20 protein-coding genes are annotated in these 18613 nt (G+C 65.1%); 12 read left to right on the forward strand and 8 right to left on the reverse strand.

Annotation, left to right across the window (positions count from 1 at the left end):
• Window positions 1-486 (forward strand): F0F1 ATP synthase subunit B, encoded by a 486-nt coding sequence (locus tag EUU22_RS24030; RefSeq protein WP_129334492.1) that lies wholly within the window; start codon window positions 1-3, stop codon window positions 484-486.
• Between the two features lie 99 nt (window positions 487-585).
• On the opposite strand, the gene rnhB is transcribed toward EUU22_RS24030, so the two are convergent.
• Window positions 586-1278: a ribonuclease HII gene (gene rnhB / locus EUU22_RS24035; RefSeq protein WP_129334493.1), complete on the reverse strand. Its 693-nt coding sequence runs from the start codon at window positions 1276-1278 to the stop codon at window positions 586-588.
• A gap of 220 nt (window positions 1279-1498) precedes the next feature.
• Window positions 1499-2656, reverse strand: a complete 1158-nt coding sequence (locus EUU22_RS24040; protein WP_129334494.1) for a PA0069 family radical SAM protein — start codon at window positions 2654-2656, stop codon at window positions 1499-1501.
• A gap of 129 nt (window positions 2657-2785) precedes the next feature.
• Here EUU22_RS24040 and EUU22_RS24045 point away from each other — a divergent pair, with 129 nt between their 5' ends.
• Window positions 2786-3313, forward strand: a complete 528-nt coding sequence (locus EUU22_RS24045) for a glycosyltransferase family protein (RefSeq protein WP_129334495.1) — start codon at window positions 2786-2788, stop codon at window positions 3311-3313.
• 33 nt (window positions 3314-3346) lie between these two features.
• Here the strand turns inward: EUU22_RS24045 and moaB are convergent, their stop codons facing one another.
• From moaB to EUU22_RS24065, 4 genes are all read right to left on the reverse strand, one after another.
• Window positions 3347-3889 (reverse strand): molybdenum cofactor biosynthesis protein B, encoded by a 543-nt coding sequence (moaB, locus tag EUU22_RS24050; RefSeq protein WP_129334496.1) that lies wholly within the window; start codon window positions 3887-3889, stop codon window positions 3347-3349.
• Window positions 3886-4803: a 4-(cytidine 5'-diphospho)-2-C-methyl-D-erythritol kinase gene (locus EUU22_RS24055; protein ID WP_129334497.1), complete on the reverse strand. Its 918-nt coding sequence runs from the start codon at window positions 4801-4803 to the stop codon at window positions 3886-3888. Before EUU22_RS24055 ends, moaB begins: the two co-directional genes overlap by 4 nt.
• Window positions 4804-4806: 3 nt before the next feature.
• Window positions 4807-6627: a tetratricopeptide repeat protein gene (locus EUU22_RS24060; RefSeq protein WP_129334498.1), complete on the reverse strand. Its 1821-nt coding sequence runs from the start codon at window positions 6625-6627 to the stop codon at window positions 4807-4809.
• Window positions 6628-6747: 120 nt separating this feature from the next.
• Entirely contained in the window at window positions 6748-7764 is a 1017-nt protein-coding gene (locus tag EUU22_RS24065; protein WP_129334499.1) for a polyprenyl synthetase family protein, read from the reverse strand.
• Between the two features lie 108 nt (window positions 7765-7872).
• Between EUU22_RS24065 and EUU22_RS24070 the strand changes: the two genes are divergently transcribed.
• Both EUU22_RS24070 and EUU22_RS24075 read left to right on the forward strand, forming a co-directional pair.
• Complete coding sequence (locus EUU22_RS24070; RefSeq protein WP_129334500.1) at window positions 7873-8103, forward strand: putative signal transducing protein; 231 nt, start codon at window positions 7873-7875, stop codon at window positions 8101-8103.
• 4 nt (window positions 8104-8107) lie between these two features.
• A complete protein-coding gene (locus EUU22_RS24075; RefSeq protein WP_129334501.1) occupies window positions 8108-8896 on the forward strand; it encodes a tRNA1(Val) (adenine(37)-N6)-methyltransferase in 789 nt (262 codons plus the stop codon).
• 9 nt (window positions 8897-8905) lie between these two features.
• Here the strand turns inward: EUU22_RS24075 and EUU22_RS24080 are convergent, their stop codons facing one another.
• Window positions 8906-10252, reverse strand: coding sequence for an Nramp family divalent metal transporter (locus EUU22_RS24080; RefSeq protein WP_129334502.1), 1347 nt, complete (start codon window positions 10250-10252; stop codon window positions 8906-8908).
• 172 nt (window positions 10253-10424) lie between these two features.
• Between EUU22_RS24080 and EUU22_RS24085 the strand changes: the two genes are divergently transcribed.
• Together EUU22_RS24085 and EUU22_RS24090 are read left to right on the forward strand one after the other, a co-directional pair.
• Complete coding sequence (locus EUU22_RS24085) at window positions 10425-11294, forward strand: S49 family peptidase (RefSeq protein ID WP_129334503.1); 870 nt, start codon at window positions 10425-10427, stop codon at window positions 11292-11294.
• A 30-nt stretch (window positions 11295-11324) separates the two neighbouring features.
• Window positions 11325-11516, forward strand: a complete 192-nt coding sequence (locus EUU22_RS24090) for a hypothetical protein (protein WP_129334504.1) — start codon at window positions 11325-11327, stop codon at window positions 11514-11516.
• Window positions 11517-11766: 250 nt separating this feature from the next.
• Here EUU22_RS24090 and EUU22_RS24095 read toward each other — a convergent pair whose 3' ends face one another.
• Complete coding sequence (locus EUU22_RS24095; protein WP_129334505.1) at window positions 11767-12237, reverse strand: nuclear transport factor 2 family protein; 471 nt, start codon at window positions 12235-12237, stop codon at window positions 11767-11769.
• A 76-nt stretch (window positions 12238-12313) separates the two neighbouring features.
• On the opposite strand from EUU22_RS24095, the gene EUU22_RS24100 reads away from it, so the two are divergent.
• The 6 genes from EUU22_RS24100 (at window position 12314) to EUU22_RS24125 (ending at window position 18536) form a co-directional block, all read left to right on the forward strand.
• Window positions 12314-12880, forward strand: a complete 567-nt coding sequence (locus tag EUU22_RS24100; RefSeq protein WP_129334506.1) for a TetR/AcrR family transcriptional regulator — start codon at window positions 12314-12316, stop codon at window positions 12878-12880.
• Window positions 12881-12966: 86 nt separating this feature from the next.
• Complete coding sequence (locus EUU22_RS24105) at window positions 12967-13920, forward strand: glycine--tRNA ligase subunit alpha (protein WP_129334507.1); 954 nt, start codon at window positions 12967-12969, stop codon at window positions 13918-13920.
• Window positions 13917-14657: a DUF4328 domain-containing protein gene (locus EUU22_RS24110; protein WP_165351286.1), complete on the forward strand. Its 741-nt coding sequence runs from the start codon at window positions 13917-13919 to the stop codon at window positions 14655-14657. Before EUU22_RS24105 ends, EUU22_RS24110 begins: the two co-directional genes overlap by 4 nt.
• A 90-nt stretch (window positions 14658-14747) precedes the next feature.
• On the forward strand, window positions 14748-15299 hold the full coding sequence (locus tag EUU22_RS24115) for a LemA family protein (protein WP_129334509.1): 552 nt from the start codon (window positions 14748-14750) through the stop codon (window positions 15297-15299).
• Window positions 15300-15341: 42 nt separating this feature from the next.
• Window positions 15342-16598 (forward strand): 3-phosphoshikimate 1-carboxyvinyltransferase, encoded by a 1257-nt coding sequence (gene aroA, locus EUU22_RS24120; protein WP_129334510.1) that lies wholly within the window; start codon window positions 15342-15344, stop codon window positions 16596-16598.
• A gap of 6 nt (window positions 16599-16604) precedes the next feature.
• Window positions 16605-18536 carry a DUF2207 domain-containing protein gene (locus EUU22_RS24125; protein ID WP_439329187.1) on the forward strand — a complete coding sequence of 644 codons (1932 nt, stop codon included), beginning with the start codon at window positions 16605-16607 and terminating at the stop codon, window positions 18534-18536.
• The last annotated feature ends 77 nt before the right edge of the window (window positions 18537-18613 follow it).

Consider the following 18613-nt stretch of genomic DNA (forward strand, 5'->3'; position numbering starts at 1 on the left):
ATGCATTTCGACGCAACATTCTTCGCCTTCGTCGGTCTCGTCCTCTTCTTTGCCCTGGTTATCTATCTCAAGGTTCCGGGCATGGTCGCCAAGTCGCTCGACGAACGCGCCGACAAGATCCGCGGCGAGCTCGCAGAAGCCAAGCGCCTGCGCGAAGAGGCCCAGCACGTGCTGGCCGAATACCAGCGCAAGCGGAAGGAAGCCGAAGCGGAAGCAGCAGGCATCGTCGCTGCAGCCGAGCGTGAAGCGGCCATGCTGACCGCTGAGGCCAAGCAGAAGACCGAGGAGTTCGTGGCGCGCCGCAACGCGCTCTCCGAACAGAAGATCAAGCAGGCCGAGACGGATGCGATCAACGCCGTCCGTGCCGCAGCCGTCGATCTCGCGATCGCCGCAGCCGAGACGATCCTCGTCAAGAAGGCGGACGCCGCCGTTCAGGACGATCTGATCAAGGGCGCCCTCGGCGAGGTCAAGGCCCGCCTTCAGTAAGGCGACCAGACAAGACATCGGGGAAGCCGGGCTCAGTCCCGGCTTTTTTCATGCGCGAATTTCTATGGACGACATCGCGGTTCCGGCCGCAGCCGGCGCTCAGAGAGCGATCTCGACCTCGAGCTTCGTTTCGTCCTCGCCGTCGATGCGGAATGGCCGGAAACTCATCCGGTGCAGAAGGCAAGGGCCGTGGAGGGCGATCGCCATGCGATGCTTCTCGGTGCCGTAGCCCGCATGGGCCTCAAAGCCGTAATGGGGGAATACGCTTGCGGCCCGCGCCATCATCCGGTCGCGTGTGACCTTTGCGACGATCGAGGCGGCGGCGATCGAGAAGGAGCGGGCGTCGCCCTTGACGACGGCCTTGCCGCGGCAGGAAAGTCCGTCCGGCACGTCGCGCCCGTCCGTGAGCACGAAGCCGGCCGGCAGCGCGAGCCCGGCGACGGCCCGCCGCATCGCGTCGAGGCTCGCCTTGCGGATGTCGCGGTTGTCGATGTGACGCGAACAGGACGAAGCAATGGAGACGGTCGCGCAGGAGAGAATCGTCTCGAACAGCGCCTCGCGCTGCACCGCGGTCAATTTCTTCGAATCGTTGAGACCGGGCGGGATGTTGTCCGGATCGAGGATCACCGCCGCGGCGACAACCGGTCCGGCCAGAGGGCCGCGACCCGCCTCGTCGGTTCCGGCGATCCCGGAATAACCTTCACGGACGGCCAACCGTTCCAGCTCGAAATCGGGTCCGGCTGGCAGGTCGGCGAAAAGGCCTGGAGAATCGGGCGGCGTGCGACGCTTCATGGCGGCAGTGATCGCACGCCGACCCGACTTCCTGCAAGTCCCCGGCCCGGATACGGGACAGTATGTCCCGCATCCGGTGCGGCTCCGGGGACTTATCCGGCGCGTGGGGATAGGGGGCAACCCGCGCCGGAAAGCAAATGGCTCGCCCCAGGCGACGCGGAGGCGGCGTCGTCCGGGGCAGGGCACGGCGAGAAGGTCTCCCGCCATGCCGGACATCGTCTCAGAGCAGCGAGAGCTGTACGCCGCTTCCGTTCGGCGGCACGAAGAGGTCGTCGCGCAGCTGCATGCTGCGCCGCCCGAGCCCCAGCCGTTTCGTCGCCATCTCGAAGCGCCGGCTGATCTGCCAGGCGTAGGGACCTGCGCCCTTCATGCGTTTGCCGAATTCGGCATCGTAGTCCTTGCCGCCACGCATCGAGCGCACCAGCGACATCACGTGCCGATAGCGATCGGGATAGTTCTGCAGCAGCCAGTCGCGGAAGAGCGGGCTCACTTCGAGAGGAAGGCGGAGCAGGACGTAGCTTGCCTCGCAAGCGCCCGCGGCCTTGCCGGAATCGAGCACCCGTTCGATCTCGTGATCGTTGAGCGCCGGGATCACCGGCGCCATCATCACGGCCGTCGGGATGCCGGCTTCCGACAGCTTGCGGATTGCCTCGAGCCGTCGGGTCGGGGTGGAGGCGCGCGGCTCCATGGTCCGCGCCAGCTTGCGGTCGAGCGTCGTCACCGAAATCCCGACCTTCGCCAGCCCCTTCTCGGCCATCGCCGAGAGGATGTCGATGTCGCGGGTGATCAGCGCCGACTTGGTGACGATGGCGACGGGATGGTTCGCCTTCTGCAAGACTTCGAGCACCTGCCGCATGATCCGCCACTCGCGTTCGATCGGCTGGTAGGGGTCGGTATTGGTGCCGATCGCGATCGTCCGCGGCTTGTAGCCGGGCTTGGCGAGCTCCCGTTCCAGGAGCCGCGGGGCATCCGGCTTGGCGAAGAGCTTGCTTTCGAAATCGAGACCCGCCGAGAGGCCCATATAGGCGTGCGTCGGCCGTGCGAAGCAGTAGATGCAGCCGTGTTCGCAACCGCGATAGGGGTTCACCGAGCGATCGAAGGGAATGTCCGGCGACTCGTTGCGGGTGATCGCCGTGCGCGGCTTCTCCACCTGCACTTCCGTCCGGAACGGCGGCATGTCTTCGAGCGTCGTCCAGCCGTCGTCATAGGCGACCCGCTCGGTCGGCTCGAACCGGCCTCCTGGGTTCATGCCCGCGCCGCGCCCACGCCGCCGCTGGATGTCGACCCGAAGGCCCGACGCGTTCACCAGAGCATCGGCAATATCCGCCGTATTGGCAGGCTGGAAGGCAGCCTGCGCCACAAGAGACAATTCGTTCATTGTAGGCTCCAGAGGGGCCAGAGCCCCGTTCGATGAATAGATTCCTAGCGCGAAAAAGAGAACATTACAAGAACAAAAATGCGAAATGTCACAGTGGCAATATTTTGGGCAAGGCGATAATGTCGTGCCATGTTGACTGTCATCATGGAATGCCGGGACCAGGAACCGGAGCTTGCGCAGACGCTTGCCGTGCTCGTCGCCGGCGCGATCGACGGCCTCGTCAGCGATGTGGTCGTGCTCGACCACGGTTCGAGCGATGGAACGGCGCGATTGGCCGAGGCGGCGGGTTGCCGGTTTTATAGGCAGTGGAACATGGCGGAGATCCTGAATGCCGCCCGCGGCGACTGGATTCTGCTGGTCGAGCCGGGTGCGCGGCCGCAGAACGGCTGGATCGAGGAGATCTGCGAGTATGTGGTCTCGTCCCGCCAGCCGGCACAGTTCTCCGCCTCGCGTCTCCACCGCCGGCCGTTCTTGCAGCGGATCGGCCGTCGCCCGCCTCTCGAGCAGGGCCTGCTGATGACGAAGGGTGAGGCGCTTGCGGCGGCGACATCGGCTGGCGGCCTCGACCACATCGCCCGCGGCCGGAAGGCGCAGCGGCTGTCGAGCGAACTCGTACCGTCCTGGGTCGCAAGGCAGAACCGCCGCCCGGCAGTGTGAGCAGATAAGGCGGTCAGGCGAGGGTTGTCCGGCTCAGCCGCGGCGCAGGTGTTCGTCGAGCCGCGGCATGATTTCCACGAAATTGCAGGGCATGTGGCGGTAGTCGAGCTGCCATTTCAGAATGCCGTCCCAGGCATCCTTGCAGGCGCCGGGCGAGCCGGGCAGCACGAAGATATAGGTCGCGTTGGCGACGCCGCCGGTCGCGCGCGACTGGATGGTCGAGGTGCCGATCTTGTCGTAGGAGAGCCGGTGGAAGACCTCGGAGAACCCGTCCATCCGCTTCTCGAACAGCGGCTCCAGCGCCTCCGGCGTCACGTCGCGGCCGGTGAAGCCGGTCCCGCCGGTGGTGATGACGACGTCGATCTCCTGCGACAGCGTCCAGGCATGCACCTGGTTGTAGATGCGGTCACGGTCGTCCGGAACGATCGCCCGGTCGACCAGCCGGTGGCCGGCTTCGGTGATCCGCGAAACGAGCGTGTCGCCCGATTTGTCATCGGCCAGCGTACGCGTGTCCGAAACCGTGAGCACGGCGATCCCCACGGGAATGAAGGGTCGCGTCTCGTCGATTCGGTTCATGGGCTGTCTCCTGCAACGGTTCTGGTTGCCTCAAAATACCAGTGCGGCTCTTGCTGCGAAAGGTGGCGGACGGCGGCTCCTGCCGCGGCATAATCGCCATAGAGGCCGAAGCAGGTCGCCCCCGAGCCGGACATCCGGACGAGATCGGCGCCACTCTCCGCGAGCATGTCGCAAAGCGTGCCGATCTCGGGAACAAGGGCGCGCGCGGGCGCCTCCAGATCGTTGCGAAGGCTGGAGAGCCATGCGATCCACGCCTCGCGATCCGCGACCGGCGGAGGCGAGGAAATCGGCGGATTGTCCCTCCTCTCGAGCCGGCGGAAGACTTCCGGCGTCGAGACCGCCTTCAGCGGATTGGCGAGCACCATGACGAAGGATGGCATTGCGGGGAGGGGCGTAATCGCCTCGCCGATGCCGCCCGCGCGAAGCGGCTGCGCCGCGAGACACATTGGAACGTCCGCCCCGAGACGGAGCGCGATCGCCGCCAGTTCGCTCGCGGGCAGGTCCGCATTCCATAGCCGGATGAGGCCGCGCAGAGTCGCCGCTGCGTCCGCCGAACCACCGCCGATTCCGGAGGCGATCGGCAGGTTCTTTTCGAGAGCGATCGCGACGGGAGGGGTTTTCAGACCGTGGTCCCGCAACGCCTCGCGCAGAAGGTCGCGCGCCTTCGTGACGAGATTGTCGCCCGTCCCTTTCGGATCGGCTGCAAGCACAGGTCCGAATCGGCCGGAGAGCGAAAGACTATCCTCGGATGCGGCCGCAAAGGTCAGCCGGTCCCCCGCTGCGGCAAAGGTGACGATGCTGTCGAGCAGGTGATAGCCATCCTCGCGCCGCCCGGTGACATGCAGCGCGAGATTGATCTTGGCCGGGGCCTTTTCGACGATCCCGGCGGAGATCCGGGCTCCGGCGGACGACATGGATTACGACTTCTTGTCGGCTTCCGTCCGCGGCGGCTCGGGATCGGCTTCAGGCGCCGCCTTCGCCGCATCTTCAGCGAGCGGCGGCAGGCCCTTGTCGATCTTCGCCTGGATCTTGGCGACCTGGTCCTTTTCCGGATCGGAGGCGAGTGCGCGCTTCCACTGGTAGGTGGCTTCGAGCTTGCGCCCGACACGCCAGTAGGCGTCGCCCAGATGGTCGTTGATCGTCGCGTCGCCGGCCTTCAGCTCGGCCGCCCGCTCCAGCTCGGTCACGGCCTCGTCAAACCGGCTCATGCGGAAATAGGCCCAGCCGAGCGAATCGACGATGTAACCGTCGTCGGGCCTCAGCTCGACCGCCTTGCGGATCATCTCGAGGCCTTCCGTAAGATTGCGGTTCATGTCGACCCAGGAATAGCCGAGATAGTTGAGCACCTGCGGCTGGTCGGGGTTGAGTTCGAGCGCCTTGCGGAAATTGGGTTCCGCCTTTTCCCACTGCTTCAGCCGTTCATAGGCGATCCCGCGTTGGAAGAAGACCGACCAGTCACCACGGCTCGGCTTCGGGCCGATCACCCCGACCGCCTTGTCGTAGTTGTCGGCCATCGCGGCGTAGTCCTTCGCTTCGGAAAGCACGCTGCCGTAGGCGAGATAGCTGCGGATGTCGCTCGGATCGGAGTCGATCAGCGACTTCAAATGCTTGCGTGCCTCTTCCACCTTGCCGGTCTCGGCGAGCGTGAGGCCGAGCTGCAGTTCGGAGATGCGCCGCATCGGAGAGGTTTCGGGGACCTGCTTGTAGAAGCCGATCGCCCGTTCCGGCCGTTCGAGCTTTTCGGCGAGACCGCCGAGCAGGATCAGCGTGTCGGCGCTCTTCGGCTCAAGCGCATGCGCGAGCTGCAGGTAGAGCGTCACCGTCTCCTCGGCGCCGTCGCGGTTCAGTGCGCCCCCGATCGAGAAGAGGACGCCGGCCGCGCCTTCCGTGGCGCTGGTCACCACGGGTTCGACGGGCTCTCCCTTCGAGATATGGTCGCGCAGCGCCTTGAAGGGTGCGAAGTTTCCGACGAGAGCGTCACCGGCGGCGATGGCGTCGAGCGCCTTCTGCTTGTTGCCCTGCTTGGCTTCGAGTGCCGCAAGCGACATGACCGCGCGGACGAAGGTGTCGGGCGCTGTGGCGCCTCCTTCGCGGTCGGTCACCGCCTCGTTGAGGTTGCGCCGCGCGGCGTCCGTATCGCCGGTGAGCAAGGCGATCACGCCGGCATTGTAACGCTTGAAGATACCGTACCAGTCGGGGCCTTCGAGGCCTTCCACCATGGCGAGCGCCTTCTTGCCCTCGCCGGCGCCGACCTTCGTCCAGGCGACCAGAAGCGAGTTCATCAGCCGGTCCAGATCGTTCGGACCCTGGTACTTCAGGATATTCTCTGCGGTCGTGAACTCACGGCTGCGGATCGCGTCGAGGCCGCGGGCGACCGTCGTCACCCGCTCGACGGCAACGTCGTTCTTCAGGTCGTTGGCGAATTTCACGCCCTCGTCGAAATCGCCGTTCATGAACAGCGCGATCATCAGCCGTTCGCGGATCTCGACGTCGCCGGGGGCGAGCGCGAGTGCCTTCTTGTAGAGTGGGATGGCGATGTCATAGTCTCGTTCCGCGTCGGCCACCCGGCCGGCGAGGAAGGCGCCGGAGAAGGTGTCGACGATACCGGGATCGAATGTCTCCCCCTCGGTAGCGGGAGCGGTTTCCGTCTGCGCACTCGCAACCATACCGGGCGACAGCGACAGCAGGAGCGCAACGGCGGTCCCGGAAATGAGACGAAGGGCAAGACTTTGCCGCATGAACGAGCCTTTCAACAAAGATAGCCGGAACGATCCGGCCGAAAACTTTCATCCGTCGAGACGATTCACGTACAGAATGGCTTTTTTGAAGCACAGCCGCAAGGCAATGCCGGTCGCCGGTCAATTCACCCGCGCGATGCAGAAATCGATCACGTCGAGCAGTGCCGATTTCCATTTCGTATCCGGCAGCGGCGCCAGAGCGTCACGGGCGATGGTGCCGTAGTGCAGCGCGCGCGTGATGGTGTCGTTGAGGCCGCCGTACTTGGAGATGAGGCCGAGCGCCTTTTCGAGCCGCGCATCGTCGTTCTGTCCGCCCTCGATCGCCTCGCGCCAGAACTCGCGTTCCGACGGCGTGCCGCGGCGGTAGGCGAGGATGACCGGCAGAGTGATCTTGCCCTCGCGGAAGTCGTCGCCGACATTCTTGCCGAGTTCGGAGGCCTTGCCGCCATAGTCGAGCGCGTCGTCGACGAGCTGGAACGCGAGGCCGAGATTCATGCCGTAGGATTTCAGCGCATTCCGCCCGGCGCGATCGGCGCCGGCGATGATCGGGCCGACTTCGGCCGCGGCCGCAAAGAGCGCCGCCGTCTTGGCGCGGATCACCTCGAGATAGTCGTCTTCCGTCGTCTCCATGTTCTTGGCGACGGAAAGCTGCAGCACCTCGCCCTCGGCGATGATCGAGGCTGCGGCGGAGAGCACGTCGAGCGCTTCCAGCGAGCCGACCTCGACCATCATGCGGAAGGCCTGGCCGAGCAGGAAGTCGCCGACGAGCACGCTCGCCTGGTTGCCCCAGATCATACGCGCCGTGGACTTTCCGCGGCGCAGGTCGCTCTCGTCGACCACGTCGTCGTGGAGGAGCGTTGCCGTGTGCATGAATTCGACGCTGGTCGCGAGCTTGACGTCGCCGTCGCCGGCATAGTCGAACATCGCAGCCGAGGCGAGCGTCAGCATCGGGCGCAGGCGCTTTCCACCCGACGAGATCAGGTGATTGGCGACTTCGGGAATCATCTGCACGTCGGAACCGGCCTTCGAGAGGATCAACTGGTTGACCCGTTCCATGCCGGCCTTGGTGAGATCGACCAGCGGCTTGACGGACGCCTGTTTGTTTTTGTTTTCCTCAAGCGGTATGACTACGCCCAACGCACCGGACTCCTGTTTCAAAGCTGGCCCGACCATAAAAAGTGGCGCCTGCGACGGCAAGAGGCGAAATGGCTCCACGCGCTCTAATCGGCGAGGTTTTTTAGCAAAATGTACGAGATGATCCGTAGCAACGATCCGGTCCTGTTGTCCTTCGCCGAAAGCCTGATGAAAGACGCCGGAATCGCCTGCATGATCGCGGACCAGTCGATGAGCGTGCTGGAAGGATCGCTCGGCATGCTGCCGCGCCGGCTGCTGGTCGAGGAGGGCAGGGCGGACGAGGCGCGCAAGATCCTGATGGACGCCGGCCTCGCGGACGAGCTGCGTGACGAGAAGGATTGATCCGATGACGGTTGCCACAGGGGTCGTCGAGACAGTCGACGCCTTCCATCGCGGCCGCTTTCACCTCGTGCAGCCGAAGGGGCGCGGCCATCGCGCCGGCATGGATGCTATGCTGCTGGCATCCTTGGTCGACCATGCCGGGCCGTTCCGGCTCGCCGATCTCGGCGCTGGTGCCGGCGCTGCCGGGCTTGCGGTCGCCGCACGGCTTGCGGAAGCCGAAGTCACGCTCGTCGAGCGCTCGGCGGAAATGCTCGGCTATGCCGCAAAGAGCCTCGCATTGCCGGAAAACGCCGCGATCGCCCCGCGCGTCGACCTCGTCGAGGCCGACGTAACGCTGACGGGCAAGGCGAGGGTTGCGGCCGGGCTTGCCGACGACAGCTTCCACCATGTCATCATGAACCCGCCCTTCAACGACGGGCGCGACCGCCGCACACCCGACAGCCTGAAGGCCGAAGCCCATGCCATGACCGGCGGGCTCTTCGAAGCCTGGATACGCACGGCCGGCGCGATCATGGTGCCCGGCGGGCAATTGTCGCTGATCGCCCGTCCGGAATCGGTTGCGGAAATCATCGATGCCTGCGGCCGCCGCTTCGGCGGCATCGAGATCACACCGGTCTATCCGCGCGTGGGTGAGAACGCGGTGCGCGTTCTGGTGACGGCGATCAAGGGATCGCGGGCACGCCTTGCATTCCGCTCGCCGCTTCTCATGCACGACGATCCCGGGAGCCACGCCTTCTCGGCGGGTGTCGACGACCTGAACAACGGTCGCAAAGCCTATCCGCGCAAGGGCTAGGGCCGATCGTCACCCGATGAGGAAGTCGGAGGCGAGCTTCAGGTTCAGCACCGTGATGAGGAGCGCCATCGCAAGCGCGACCATGGTCAGCCAGCGGGGTGCGGTGAGTTCGCCCATCTTGTGCCGGTTGGCCGTGATCAGCACCAGCGGGAAGACGGCGAACGGCAGTTGCAGGCTGAGTATGACCTGGCTCAGGATCAGTAGCTCGCCGGTGCCGCGCTCTCCGTACCAGATGGCGACGAATGCCGCCGGCACGATTGCCAGCGCCCGCGTGGCGAGCCGGCGGATCCACGGCTTCAGCCGCATCCGCACGAAGCCTTCCATGACGACCTGACCGGCAAGCGTCGCCGTCGCCGTCGAGTTGAGGCCGCTGCACAGAAGCGCGATGCCGAAGAGGAGAGGCGCCACGGTCGAGCCGAGGAGAGGGGCGAGCAGCGCATGCGCGTCGCCGAGTTCGGCAATCCCGAAATTACCGGAGGTATGGAAGGCGGCCGCCGAGAGGATGAGGATCGCCGCATTGACGAGGAGCGCGAAGAACAGCGCCAGCGTTGAATCGATGGTGGCGAAGGAGAGCGCCTCGCTCCGGCCTTTCGGGCTCGTATCGTATCTGCGCGTCTGCACGATCCCTGAGTGCAGATAGAGATTGTGCGGCATGACGGTCGCACCGAGAATGCTGATGGCGATATAGAGCATCTGCGGATCGGCGACGATCTGCGAAGACGGCAGGAAACCGCGGGCGACGGCGCCGACGTCCGGCGCCGCGAGCCAGAGCTGGATCGCGAAGCTCGCGCCGATGACGGCGGTGAGTGTGATGACGAAGGCTTCGACCCACCGGAAGCCGAGCCGCTGCAGCAGGAGGACGAGGAAGACGTCGCTCGCCGTCACGATGACGCCGATCTCGATCGGCATGCCGAAGATAAGCTTCAACCCGATCGCGGTGCCGATCACCTCTGCGAGGTCCGTCGCGATGATCGCGATCTCGGCAAGGATCCACAGACTGTAGGAAAGCCATTGCGGATAGGAATCGCGACAGGCGAGCGCCAGGTCGCGGTCAGTGGCGATGGCGAGCCGCGCGGCCAGCGATTGCAGGAACATCGCCATGACGCTGGAGAGGAGCACGACGAACAGCAGCGTGTAGCCGTAGCGAGCGCCGCCGGAAAGCGACGTCGCCCAGTTGCCGGGATCCATGTAGCCGACTGCGACCAGATAGCCGGGGCCGAGGAAAGCGAGCGCCCGCCGCCAGAACGGCCGGCTGCTGCGGACCTCGATCGAGCCGTGAATCTCCGCAAGCACGGGTTCGCCGCGCTCGCTGCGCCATCCGGGCGACTGCGTCGGTTTCGCTGCCGTGTCAGTCATCCCGTTTCTTTCTTGCGATGCGTCAATTTTTTGATTGAGACTAATTTGCAAGAACCTAGTGGGCCAGTCGAAACCTGACAAGGGGCGGTAGGGGCCGGACCATTGTTGTTTTTCACCGGAAGACTTACATGGACGGCCTGACGACTTGTAAGCGCATATGAAGGGCTGCCCGATGCCGAAATTTCTCGATCGCCTGTTGCCGAAACGGTTCCGCAAGAAGGGAACGGTGATCCCGGTCGTCCGTCTGCACGGGACGATCGCCGCCGGCGGCTCCAGGTTCAAGCCGGCGCTCAATCTCGCAAGCGTGGCGCCGATGCTCGAAAAGGCGTTTTCGAAGAAGGATGCGCCGGCCGTCGCCATTGCCGTCAATTCGCCGGGTGGATCGCCGGTCCAGTCACGGATGATCTTCGAGCGCATCAGGGCGCTCGCCGAGGAGAAGAGCAAGACGGTCCTCGTCTATGTCGAGGACGTCGCGGCCTCCGGCGGCTACATGATCGCGCTTGCCGGCGACGAGATCGTCGCCGACCCGTCCTCGATCGTCGGCTCGATCGGCGTCGTTTCCGGCGGTTTCGGCTTCCCGGAGCTTCTGAAGAAGATCGGCGTCGAGCGTCGCGTCTACACTGCCGGCGAGAACAAGGTGATCCTCGATCCGTTCCAGCCGGAGAAGGAAAGCGATATCGAATACCTCAAAAGCCTGCAGGTGGAGATCCACACCATCTTCATCGAGATGGTGAAGGCCCGCCGCGCAAGCCGCCTCGCGGACGAGCCGGGCATCTTCTCCGGGCTCTTCTGGACCGGCCGTCGCGGACTGGAACTCGGTCTAATCGACCGCCTCGGTGGCATGCGCGAGGATATCAAGCGCCGCTACGGCAAGGATGCGAAGCTCGAACTGATCAGCGGCGCCAAGGATTTCTTCGGCCGGCGGCTTCCGGGCGTTTCCGCCTTCGCCGCACCGGATGCGGAACAGATCGCCGCAGCCGCCGTCGGCGGGCTTGCCGAAGTGCTGGAAGAAAAGGCATTGTGGGGGCGCTACGGCCTCTGAGGCCGCGAACAGGATACGGGAACGGAACGCATGGCGCAGTTGATCCTCCTGCTTCTGCTGGTCGGCGGCGGACTGCTGCTCTACCGCCGCTTCGTCGCGGATGCGGAAAAGCTCTCCGCCCGCTCGAAGCAGGCCGAGCAGGAACGCGAGACCGGCGCCATGCGAACGCTGGTCAAGGACCCCGAGACCGGCGAGTACCGCGTCAAGCGGGAAGGGGAATAGGGGGCGTCTCCGCCTCAGGTTGCCGGCACAGGTTGCCGCGACCAGCGGCTCCGCATCCGCGTCACCCCGGCCTTGAGCCGGGGACCAGCAACGGCGCGTCCGCGCCGTGAAAGAGCCTTTTTCGATCAAGGACTTGATCGCGCTGGATACCGGCTCGGAGGCCGGTATGACGGACGTCTTGCGCTTGCGCCGCAGATCGCCGAGAGCCTCGACTGCAGGTTTGCGAGGGGCCTGGAAACGCGGTCGCCCCTTACAATCCGAGATCGGACAGCGACGGATGGTCGTCGGGCCTGCGGCCGAGCGGCCAGTGGAACAGGCGGTCGCTTTCCTTGATCGGGAGATCGTTGATCGAGGCGTGACGGTGCGTCATCAGCCCGTCCGCGTCGAACTGCCAGTTTTCGTTGCCGTAGGAGCGATACCAGTTCCGCGCGTCGTCGTGCCATTCATAGGCGAAGCGCACCGCTATGCGGTTCTCCCGGAACGCCCAGATTTCCTTGATCAGCCGGTAGTCGAGTTCGCGTATCCACTTGCGCGTGAGAAACGTCACGATCTCGTCGCGGCCGGTCACGAACTCCGCCCGGTTGCGCCAGCGGCTGTCGAGGCTATAGGCGAGCGAGACGCGTTCGGGATCGCGGCTGTTCCACCCATCTTCGGCGGCCCGGAGTTTCTGGCGTGCGGTTTCCTCGTCGAAGGGCGGGAGGGGAGGGCGTTGGTTCGACATCAATAGCTCCTTTTGTTATGTAGACAGGTCTGTATATAAACTTGACCTGTACAGGTCTGTCTGTCAAGAATGGTTCATGACAAAAACGAAGACGAAATCGGCGGTGCCGGCGCGGGAGCGGATTCTCGAAACGGCCAAGCGCCTGTTCTATCGCAGCGGCATCCGTGCCACCGGGATCGACACGATCATCGCCGAAGCCGGCGTCGCCAAGATGTCCTTCTACAACAATTTCCCCTCCAAGGACGATCTGGTACGCACGTTCCTCGCCGCGCGCCACGAGAGCTGGATGGCCGCGTTCAGCGGCCGCGTGGAAAGACACATCGAGGAGCGGGGACTTGCCGCACTCGCCTTCGCGCTCGACGAATGGTTCGCCGAGCCGGATTTTCGCGGCTGCGCCTTCATCAACACGGTTGCGGAATTCGGGCAAGAATTCGAGGGCGCCATGGGCCACAAGGTCGAACTGGAGGACTACGTGCGGGGCATCGCCACCCGTCTCGGTCTCTCCGCGCCCGAGCGCGTCGCCGGCGAGGCGATGATCGTTATCGAAGGCGCGATCGTTCGCGCGCAGATGGGATTCCGTGACGGGCTGCGGAATAACGCGGTCTCGCTGCTGCAATCGATCGAACGGAATGCGAGGATCTGACCTCGCGGTCCAGACTCTTGACCCGACCGGCCGGGCGTGGCACTGACCCCGGTAACATCCTGATCCAGCAAAGACCGGCTTTCACCATGTCCGATACTCCTCCCCACATGGACCCCAAGCGTTCGTTCCAGGCGCTCATCCTGACGCTGCACAACTACTGGGCCGACAAGGGCTGCGCCGTTCTGCAGCCCTACGACATGGAAGTCGGCGCCGGCACCTTCCATCCGGCAACAACGCTGCGCGCGCTCGGGCCCAAGCCGTGGAAGGCCGCCTATGTCCAGCCCTCGCGGCGCCCCTCCGACGGCCGTTACGGCGAGAACCCGAACCGCCTTCAGCACTACTACCAGTACCAGGTGATCCTGAAGCCGAACCCGTCCAACCTGCAGGAGCTCTATCTGGGCTCCCTGAAGGCGATCGGCCTCGATCCGCTGCTGCACGACATCCGCTTCGTCGAGGACGACTGGGAAAGCCCAACCCTCGGCGCCTGGGGTCTCGGCTGGGAATGCTGGTGCGATGGCATGGAAGTCTCGCAGTTCACATATTTCCAGCAGGTCTGCGGCATCGAGTGCTCGCCGGTCGCCGGCGAACTCACCTACGGCCTCGAACGCCTCGCCATGTATGTACAGGGCGTCGACAACGTCTACGACCTCAACTTCAACGGACGCGACGGCGAGGAGAGGATCTCCTACGGCGATGTCTTCCTGCAGGCCGAGCAGGAGTATTCGAGGCACAATTTCGAATACGCCAACACCGAAATGCTGCACCGCCATTTCGAAGACGCGGAAAAGGAATGCCAGGCGCTTCTCGCCGCCGGCGCGCCGGACGAAAGCGACAACCAGCGCCTGCACAAATGCGTCTTTCCGGCCTACGACCAGTGCATCAAGGCGAGCCATGTCTTCAACCTGCTGGATGCCCGTGGCGTGATCTCGGTGACGGAGCGCCAGAGCTACATCCTCAGGGTCCGTACCCTCGCCAAGGCCTGCGGCGAAGCCTTCCTGCTGACCGACGCCGGCGGGGCGAATCTCGGCAAGGCCGCGTGACGCCGAGCCGGTCCCTTCCGGCTCCTGCCTTCGCCCGGCGGCTCGACCGGGCGCGCCGTCTCTGGGAGTGGCTTGCATTCGCCACCGGCGCGCTGATCGCCGTCAAGGTCGTTTCCTATCTCTATCGTGCGTTCGCGAGCTACGTGGTCGAACGCACCGGGTCTCGTGTCACTGCGGGCATCGACAGCCCGGTCGTACAGGCCTGGTTTTCGATCGAGACCGGGTGGGACATCGCGGTGATCCTGCTGGGTGGTGTGCTCCTGCTCCTCTGGCTCCGGCTGATCTGGCTTTCCGTCGTCCTTGCCGAGCGGATCTCGCCCGGCAGCGTGCGCTACGCGCCGTGGGTGGCAGTCGCCGGCTTCCTGGTGCCGATCGTCAGCCTCTGGATGCCGGTCTACGCGATGAGCGACCTCGGCGACGTTTCCGCACGGGAAGAGGGACGATCCACGGACGCGGTTCAGTGGCATCCCGCACTGATCGTCATACTCGCGCTGGTCTCGTTCGGGCTGGATACCACCAGTCTCGATATCTCCGGGTCCGCGCCGATGGATATGGCGAGTGCGCGAACAGCGCTGCACCTCGTCGCCGCCGGCGGTGTCGGCAAGCTTCTGCTGCTGCTTGCCTGCGACGGCTTCCTGCGGGCAATCCGTCCCGGGCAGGAGATCGCCCTCGCGGATCTTTCCAGCCGCGAACGGGCGTGGAGCCGGACGGGCGCAGATCGCGCAGATTCTCGATGACACCGGCCGCAAAGCCCTAGAATGGCTGGTGACTTTCCGCGCCGGGACGCATAAGGTCCGGCATTGTTCGCCCTCGCCGGAGCATGGAAGATGTATACTATTCTCGCGATACTTGCCGCCCTCGTTCTTTATGCAGTTTTCATCTACAACGGCCTCGTCAAGGCCCGGCAGATGGCCGAGGAGGCGTGGTCCGGCATCGACGTGCAGCTGAAACGCCGTGCCGACCTCATCCCGAACCTCATCGAGACGGTCAAGGGCTATGCCGGCCACGAGAAGTCGACGCTCGAGGAAGTGGTCGCGCTGCGCAACAAGGCGCAGGCCGTGCCTGCGGGTGACGTCGAGGGGCGTGCGGTCGCCGAAGGCCTGCTCGGCCAGGCGCTCGGCCGGGTGATCGCGCTCGCGGAAGCCTATCCGGACCTCAAGGCCAACCAGAACTTCCTGGAACTCCAGCGCTCGCTCGAAACCATCGAAGGCGAAATCCAGATGTCGCGCCGCTATTACAACGGGGCTGCGCGCGACCTGAACGTCAAGGTGGAGAGCTTCCCTTCCAATCTGGTGGCTGGCCAGTTCGGCTTTGCCAAGAAACCCTATTTCGAGATTGCCAACGAGGCCGACCGCGCCGTCCCGACGGTGAAGTTCTAAGTTGAGCGCTCCCGCAGGCGGAGCGCGACCGAGACAAGACGCATGAAGACAGACAGACTGACCATCATTCCGCCCGGCCATCCGCTCACCGGACGGGTGAGCCCTCCGGGCTCGAAATCGATAACCAATCGTGCACTGCTGCTCGCCGGACTTGCGAAGGGGACGAGCCGTCTCACCGGCGCGCTGAAGAGCGACGACACCCGCTACATGGCCGAAGCGCTGCGGGCGATGGGCGTCACCGTCGAGGAGCCTGACGCGACCACCTTCGTCGTCACGAGTTCCGGCGAGCTGAAGCCGCCGGCCGCCCCGCTCTTCCTCGGCAATGCCGGTACGGCCACCCGCTTCCTGACCGCGGCGCTGGCGCTCGGCCGCGGGCGCTTCGTGGTCGATGGCGACGAGCACATGCGCAAGCGCCCGATCCGGCCGCTGGTCGATGCGCTCCGTTCGCTCGGCGTCGCGATCGAGGCACCGACCGGCTGCCCGCCGGTCACCATCGACGCCACCGGCGCCTTTGCGGAAAACCGCGTGGTGATCGATGCCGGCCTGTCGAGCCAGTATGTCTCCGCGCTGCTGATGGCGGCGGCCTGTGCCGATGCCCCCTTCGAGATCGCCCTTGCCGGTGCCGATATCGGCGCGCGCGGCTATATCGACCTGACGCTTGCCGCCATGCGCGCCTTCGGGGCGAGGGTCGAGCAGCCGACGCCCGCCTCCTGGCGGATCGAGCCGACGGGCTATATGGCGACCGACTTCCATATCGAGCCGGACGCGTCGGCTGCCACCTATCTCTGGGCGGCGGAAGTGCTGACCGGCGGGACAATCGACATCGGCACGCCGGCCGGCGAGTTCACCCAGCCGGATGCGAAGGCGCATGATGTCATCGCCGCCTTCCCGTCCATGCCGGCCGTGATCGACGGCTCGCAGATGCAGGACGCGATCCCGACGATCGCCGTGCTCGCAGCCTTCAACGACAAGCCGGTCCGTTTCACCGGGATTGCCAACCTTCGCGTCAAGGAATGCGACCGGGTGCGCGCGCTGTCGACGGGCCTCAACAATATCCGCCCCGGGCTCGCGACGGAGGAGGGCGACGACCTTCTGGTCTTTGCCGATCCGGCGCTCGCCGGCCAGATCCTGCCGGCCGCGATCGATACCTTCGCCGACCACCGCATCGCCATGAGCTTCGCGCTCGCCGGGCTCAAGATCTCCGGCATCACCATTCTCGACCCCGGTTGTGTCGCCAAGACCTATCCCGACTACTGGGATGCGCTGGCCTCGCTCGGCGTCCAATACAAGGCGGGATAATCGACCGTGAAAACGCTCCTCGGCCTCCTCTTCACGATGTTCCTCTCGCTGGCCCTCGTGAGGGGGGCTGTGGCCGAAGAGGTCATCCGCTCCTACCATGCCGATATCGAGGTCGCGGCCGACGCGACCCTGACGGTGACGGAAACGATCACAGTCAATGCCGAAGGCAACGAGATCCGGCGCGGCATCTTCCGCGACTTCCCGCTCTATGCCGTCGACGATGCCGGCCGCCGCACCAAGGTCGACTTCGAACTCCTTTCCGTCGAACGCGACGGCGAGCCCGAGGCGAACCATACCGAGACCATCTCCGGCGGTATCCGTATCTATGCCGGCTCGGCCGACGTCTTCCTCTCTCCCGGGGAATACACCTACCGCTTCACCTATAAAACCGGCCGGCAGATCCGCTATTTCGAGGATCACGACGAGCTCTACTGGAATGTCACCGGCAATGGCTGGCAGTTCCCGATCGAGGAGGCGAGCGCCACGGTCTCGCTTCCGGACGGCGCGAAGCCGACGAAGACGGCCATCTATACCGGCCCGCAGGGATCGACGGAGAGCGATGCCCGCGTGGTACCCGGCAGCGGCGGGCTGGAGTTCGAGACGACCCGCCCGCTCGGCCCGCAGGAGGGACTGACCATCGTCCTCGGCTTCCCGAAGGGGCTCGTCGCCGCGCCATCGGCCGAACAGACACGCTGGTGGTTCCTGCGCGACAACATCAACGCGATCCTCGGCTTCGGCGGGCTCTTCCTGGTCTTTGCCTACTACCTGCGTTCATGGATCGCCGTCGGCCGCGATCCGGACGGGGGCGTGGTCGTGCCGCGCTGGGATCCGCCGGAGGGCATTTCGCCGGCGCTCGTCAATTACATCGACAACAAGGGCTTTTCCGGTGCCGGCTGGACGGCGCTCTCCGCCTCGCTGATCGATCTTGCCGTCCACGGCTATGTCGAGCTCGACGATCTCGAAAAGTCGATCGTCGTGCGGCGGACCGGCAAAGCCGCGCCGACGACGCTTCCGGCCGGGCAGGCGAGCCTGCTCGCCGAACTCGGCGAGGCGGGCAATACGTTCACCATCGACAAAGCGAACGGCAAGCGCGTCGAAAGCGTCGGACGCAAGTTCCGCAGCGCCATCGAAAAGGAGCATCGCGGCAAATACTACCGCGCCAATTCCGGCTATTTCGCCGGCGGCGTGGCGCTCAGCATCGCCGCGCTCGTCGCGCTCTTCGTCTTCGGAACGCTTGAGGAGGACACGATCGGGCTGATGTTCATCCCGACTTTCTTCTCCATCTTCTTCGGCGCTTTCGGGGTGGCGATCGGCAAGGGGATGAGCCGCAGTTCCTCGCTCCTTTCGAAGATCGTCGCGATCGTCGTGCTGACGGTGATCGGCTTTGCCGCCTTCACCATCCTCGTACTCGTCCTGGTGACCGCCGTCTTCGAGCTCGCCGATGCCGGGCAGACGGAAGTGGTGATGGCCGTCGGCGCCATCGTGCTGCTCAACGTCCTCTTCTTCTTCCTGATGGGCGCGCCGACGCCGATCGGCCGCAAGATGATGGACGGCATCGAGGGCTTGCGCACCTATATGACGCTCGCCGAAAAGGACCGGCTCAACATGCAGGGCGCGCCGAAGATGTCGCCGAGCCACTACGAAACCCTGCTGCCCTATGCGGTTGCGCTCGGCGTCGAAAAGCCCTGGACCAGCACCTTCGAGACCTGGCTTGCCTCGGCCGCAGCCGGTGCCGCCGCGGCGAGCTACCAGCCGGCCTGGTATCACGGCGATCTCTCGCGCGGTGTCGGTGACCGCATCGGCGGCTTCTCCTCGGCGATGGCTTCCACCATGGCCTCGACCATCCCGCAACCGGTCAAGAGCTCCTCCTCCGGCTTCTCCTCGGGCGGCGGCTTCTCCGGCGGCGGCGGCGGTGGCGGCGGCGGAGGAGGATGGTAGAACTCCCCCACCTCCCCCTTGAGGGGGGAGGTCGCCGCGAAGCGGCGGGTGGGGGGTGACCTTGGCGCTAACTGGCT

The sequence above is a fragment of the Ciceribacter ferrooxidans genome (assembly GCF_004137355.1).
GTDB classification, from domain to species: Bacteria; Pseudomonadota; Alphaproteobacteria; order Rhizobiales; family Rhizobiaceae; genus Allorhizobium; species Allorhizobium ferrooxidans.

Bases quoted from the DNA above. Each gene is read 5' to 3' on its own strand.
- aroA (WP_129334510.1), top strand. From the start codon at position 15,342: ATGAAGACAGACAGACTGACCATCATTCCGCCCGGCCATCCGCTCACC.
- EUU22_RS24030 (WP_129334492.1), top strand. From the start codon at position 1: ATGCATTTCGACGCAACATTCTTCGCCTTCGTCGGTCTCGTCCTCTTC.
- EUU22_RS24045 (WP_129334495.1), top strand. From the start codon at position 2,786: ATGTTGACTGTCATCATGGAATGCCGGGACCAGGAACCGGAGCTTGCG.
- EUU22_RS24060 (WP_129334498.1), bottom strand. From the start codon at position 6,627: ATGCGGCAAAGTCTTGCCCTTCGTCTCATTTCCGGGACCGCCGTTGCG.
- EUU22_RS24075 (WP_129334501.1), top strand. From the start codon at position 8,108: ATGACGGTTGCCACAGGGGTCGTCGAGACAGTCGACGCCTTCCATCGC.
- EUU22_RS24055 (WP_129334497.1), bottom strand. From the start codon at position 4,803: ATGTCGTCCGCCGGAGCCCGGATCTCCGCCGGGATCGTCGAAAAGGCC.
- moaB (WP_129334496.1), bottom strand. From the start codon at position 3,889: ATGAACCGAATCGACGAGACGCGACCCTTCATTCCCGTGGGGATCGCC.
- EUU22_RS24085 (WP_129334503.1), top strand. From the start codon at position 10,425: ATGCCGAAATTTCTCGATCGCCTGTTGCCGAAACGGTTCCGCAAGAAG.
- EUU22_RS24040 (WP_129334494.1), bottom strand. From the start codon at position 2,656: ATGAACGAATTGTCTCTTGTGGCGCAGGCTGCCTTCCAGCCTGCCAAT.
- EUU22_RS24095 (WP_129334505.1), bottom strand. From the start codon at position 12,237: ATGTCGAACCAACGCCCTCCCCTCCCGCCCTTCGACGAGGAAACCGCA.
- rnhB (WP_129334493.1), bottom strand. From the start codon at position 1,278: ATGAAGCGTCGCACGCCGCCCGATTCTCCAGGCCTTTTCGCCGACCTG.
- EUU22_RS24105 (WP_129334507.1), top strand. From the start codon at position 12,967: ATGTCCGATACTCCTCCCCACATGGACCCCAAGCGTTCGTTCCAGGCG.
- EUU22_RS24080 (WP_129334502.1), bottom strand. From the start codon at position 10,252: ATGACTGACACGGCAGCGAAACCGACGCAGTCGCCCGGATGGCGCAGC.
- EUU22_RS24090 (WP_129334504.1), top strand. From the start codon at position 11,325: ATGGCGCAGTTGATCCTCCTGCTTCTGCTGGTCGGCGGCGGACTGCTG.
- EUU22_RS24070 (WP_129334500.1), top strand. From the start codon at position 7,873: ATGTACGAGATGATCCGTAGCAACGATCCGGTCCTGTTGTCCTTCGCC.
- EUU22_RS24100 (WP_129334506.1), top strand. From the start codon at position 12,314: ATGACAAAAACGAAGACGAAATCGGCGGTGCCGGCGCGGGAGCGGATT.
- EUU22_RS24115 (WP_129334509.1), top strand. From the start codon at position 14,748: ATGTATACTATTCTCGCGATACTTGCCGCCCTCGTTCTTTATGCAGTT.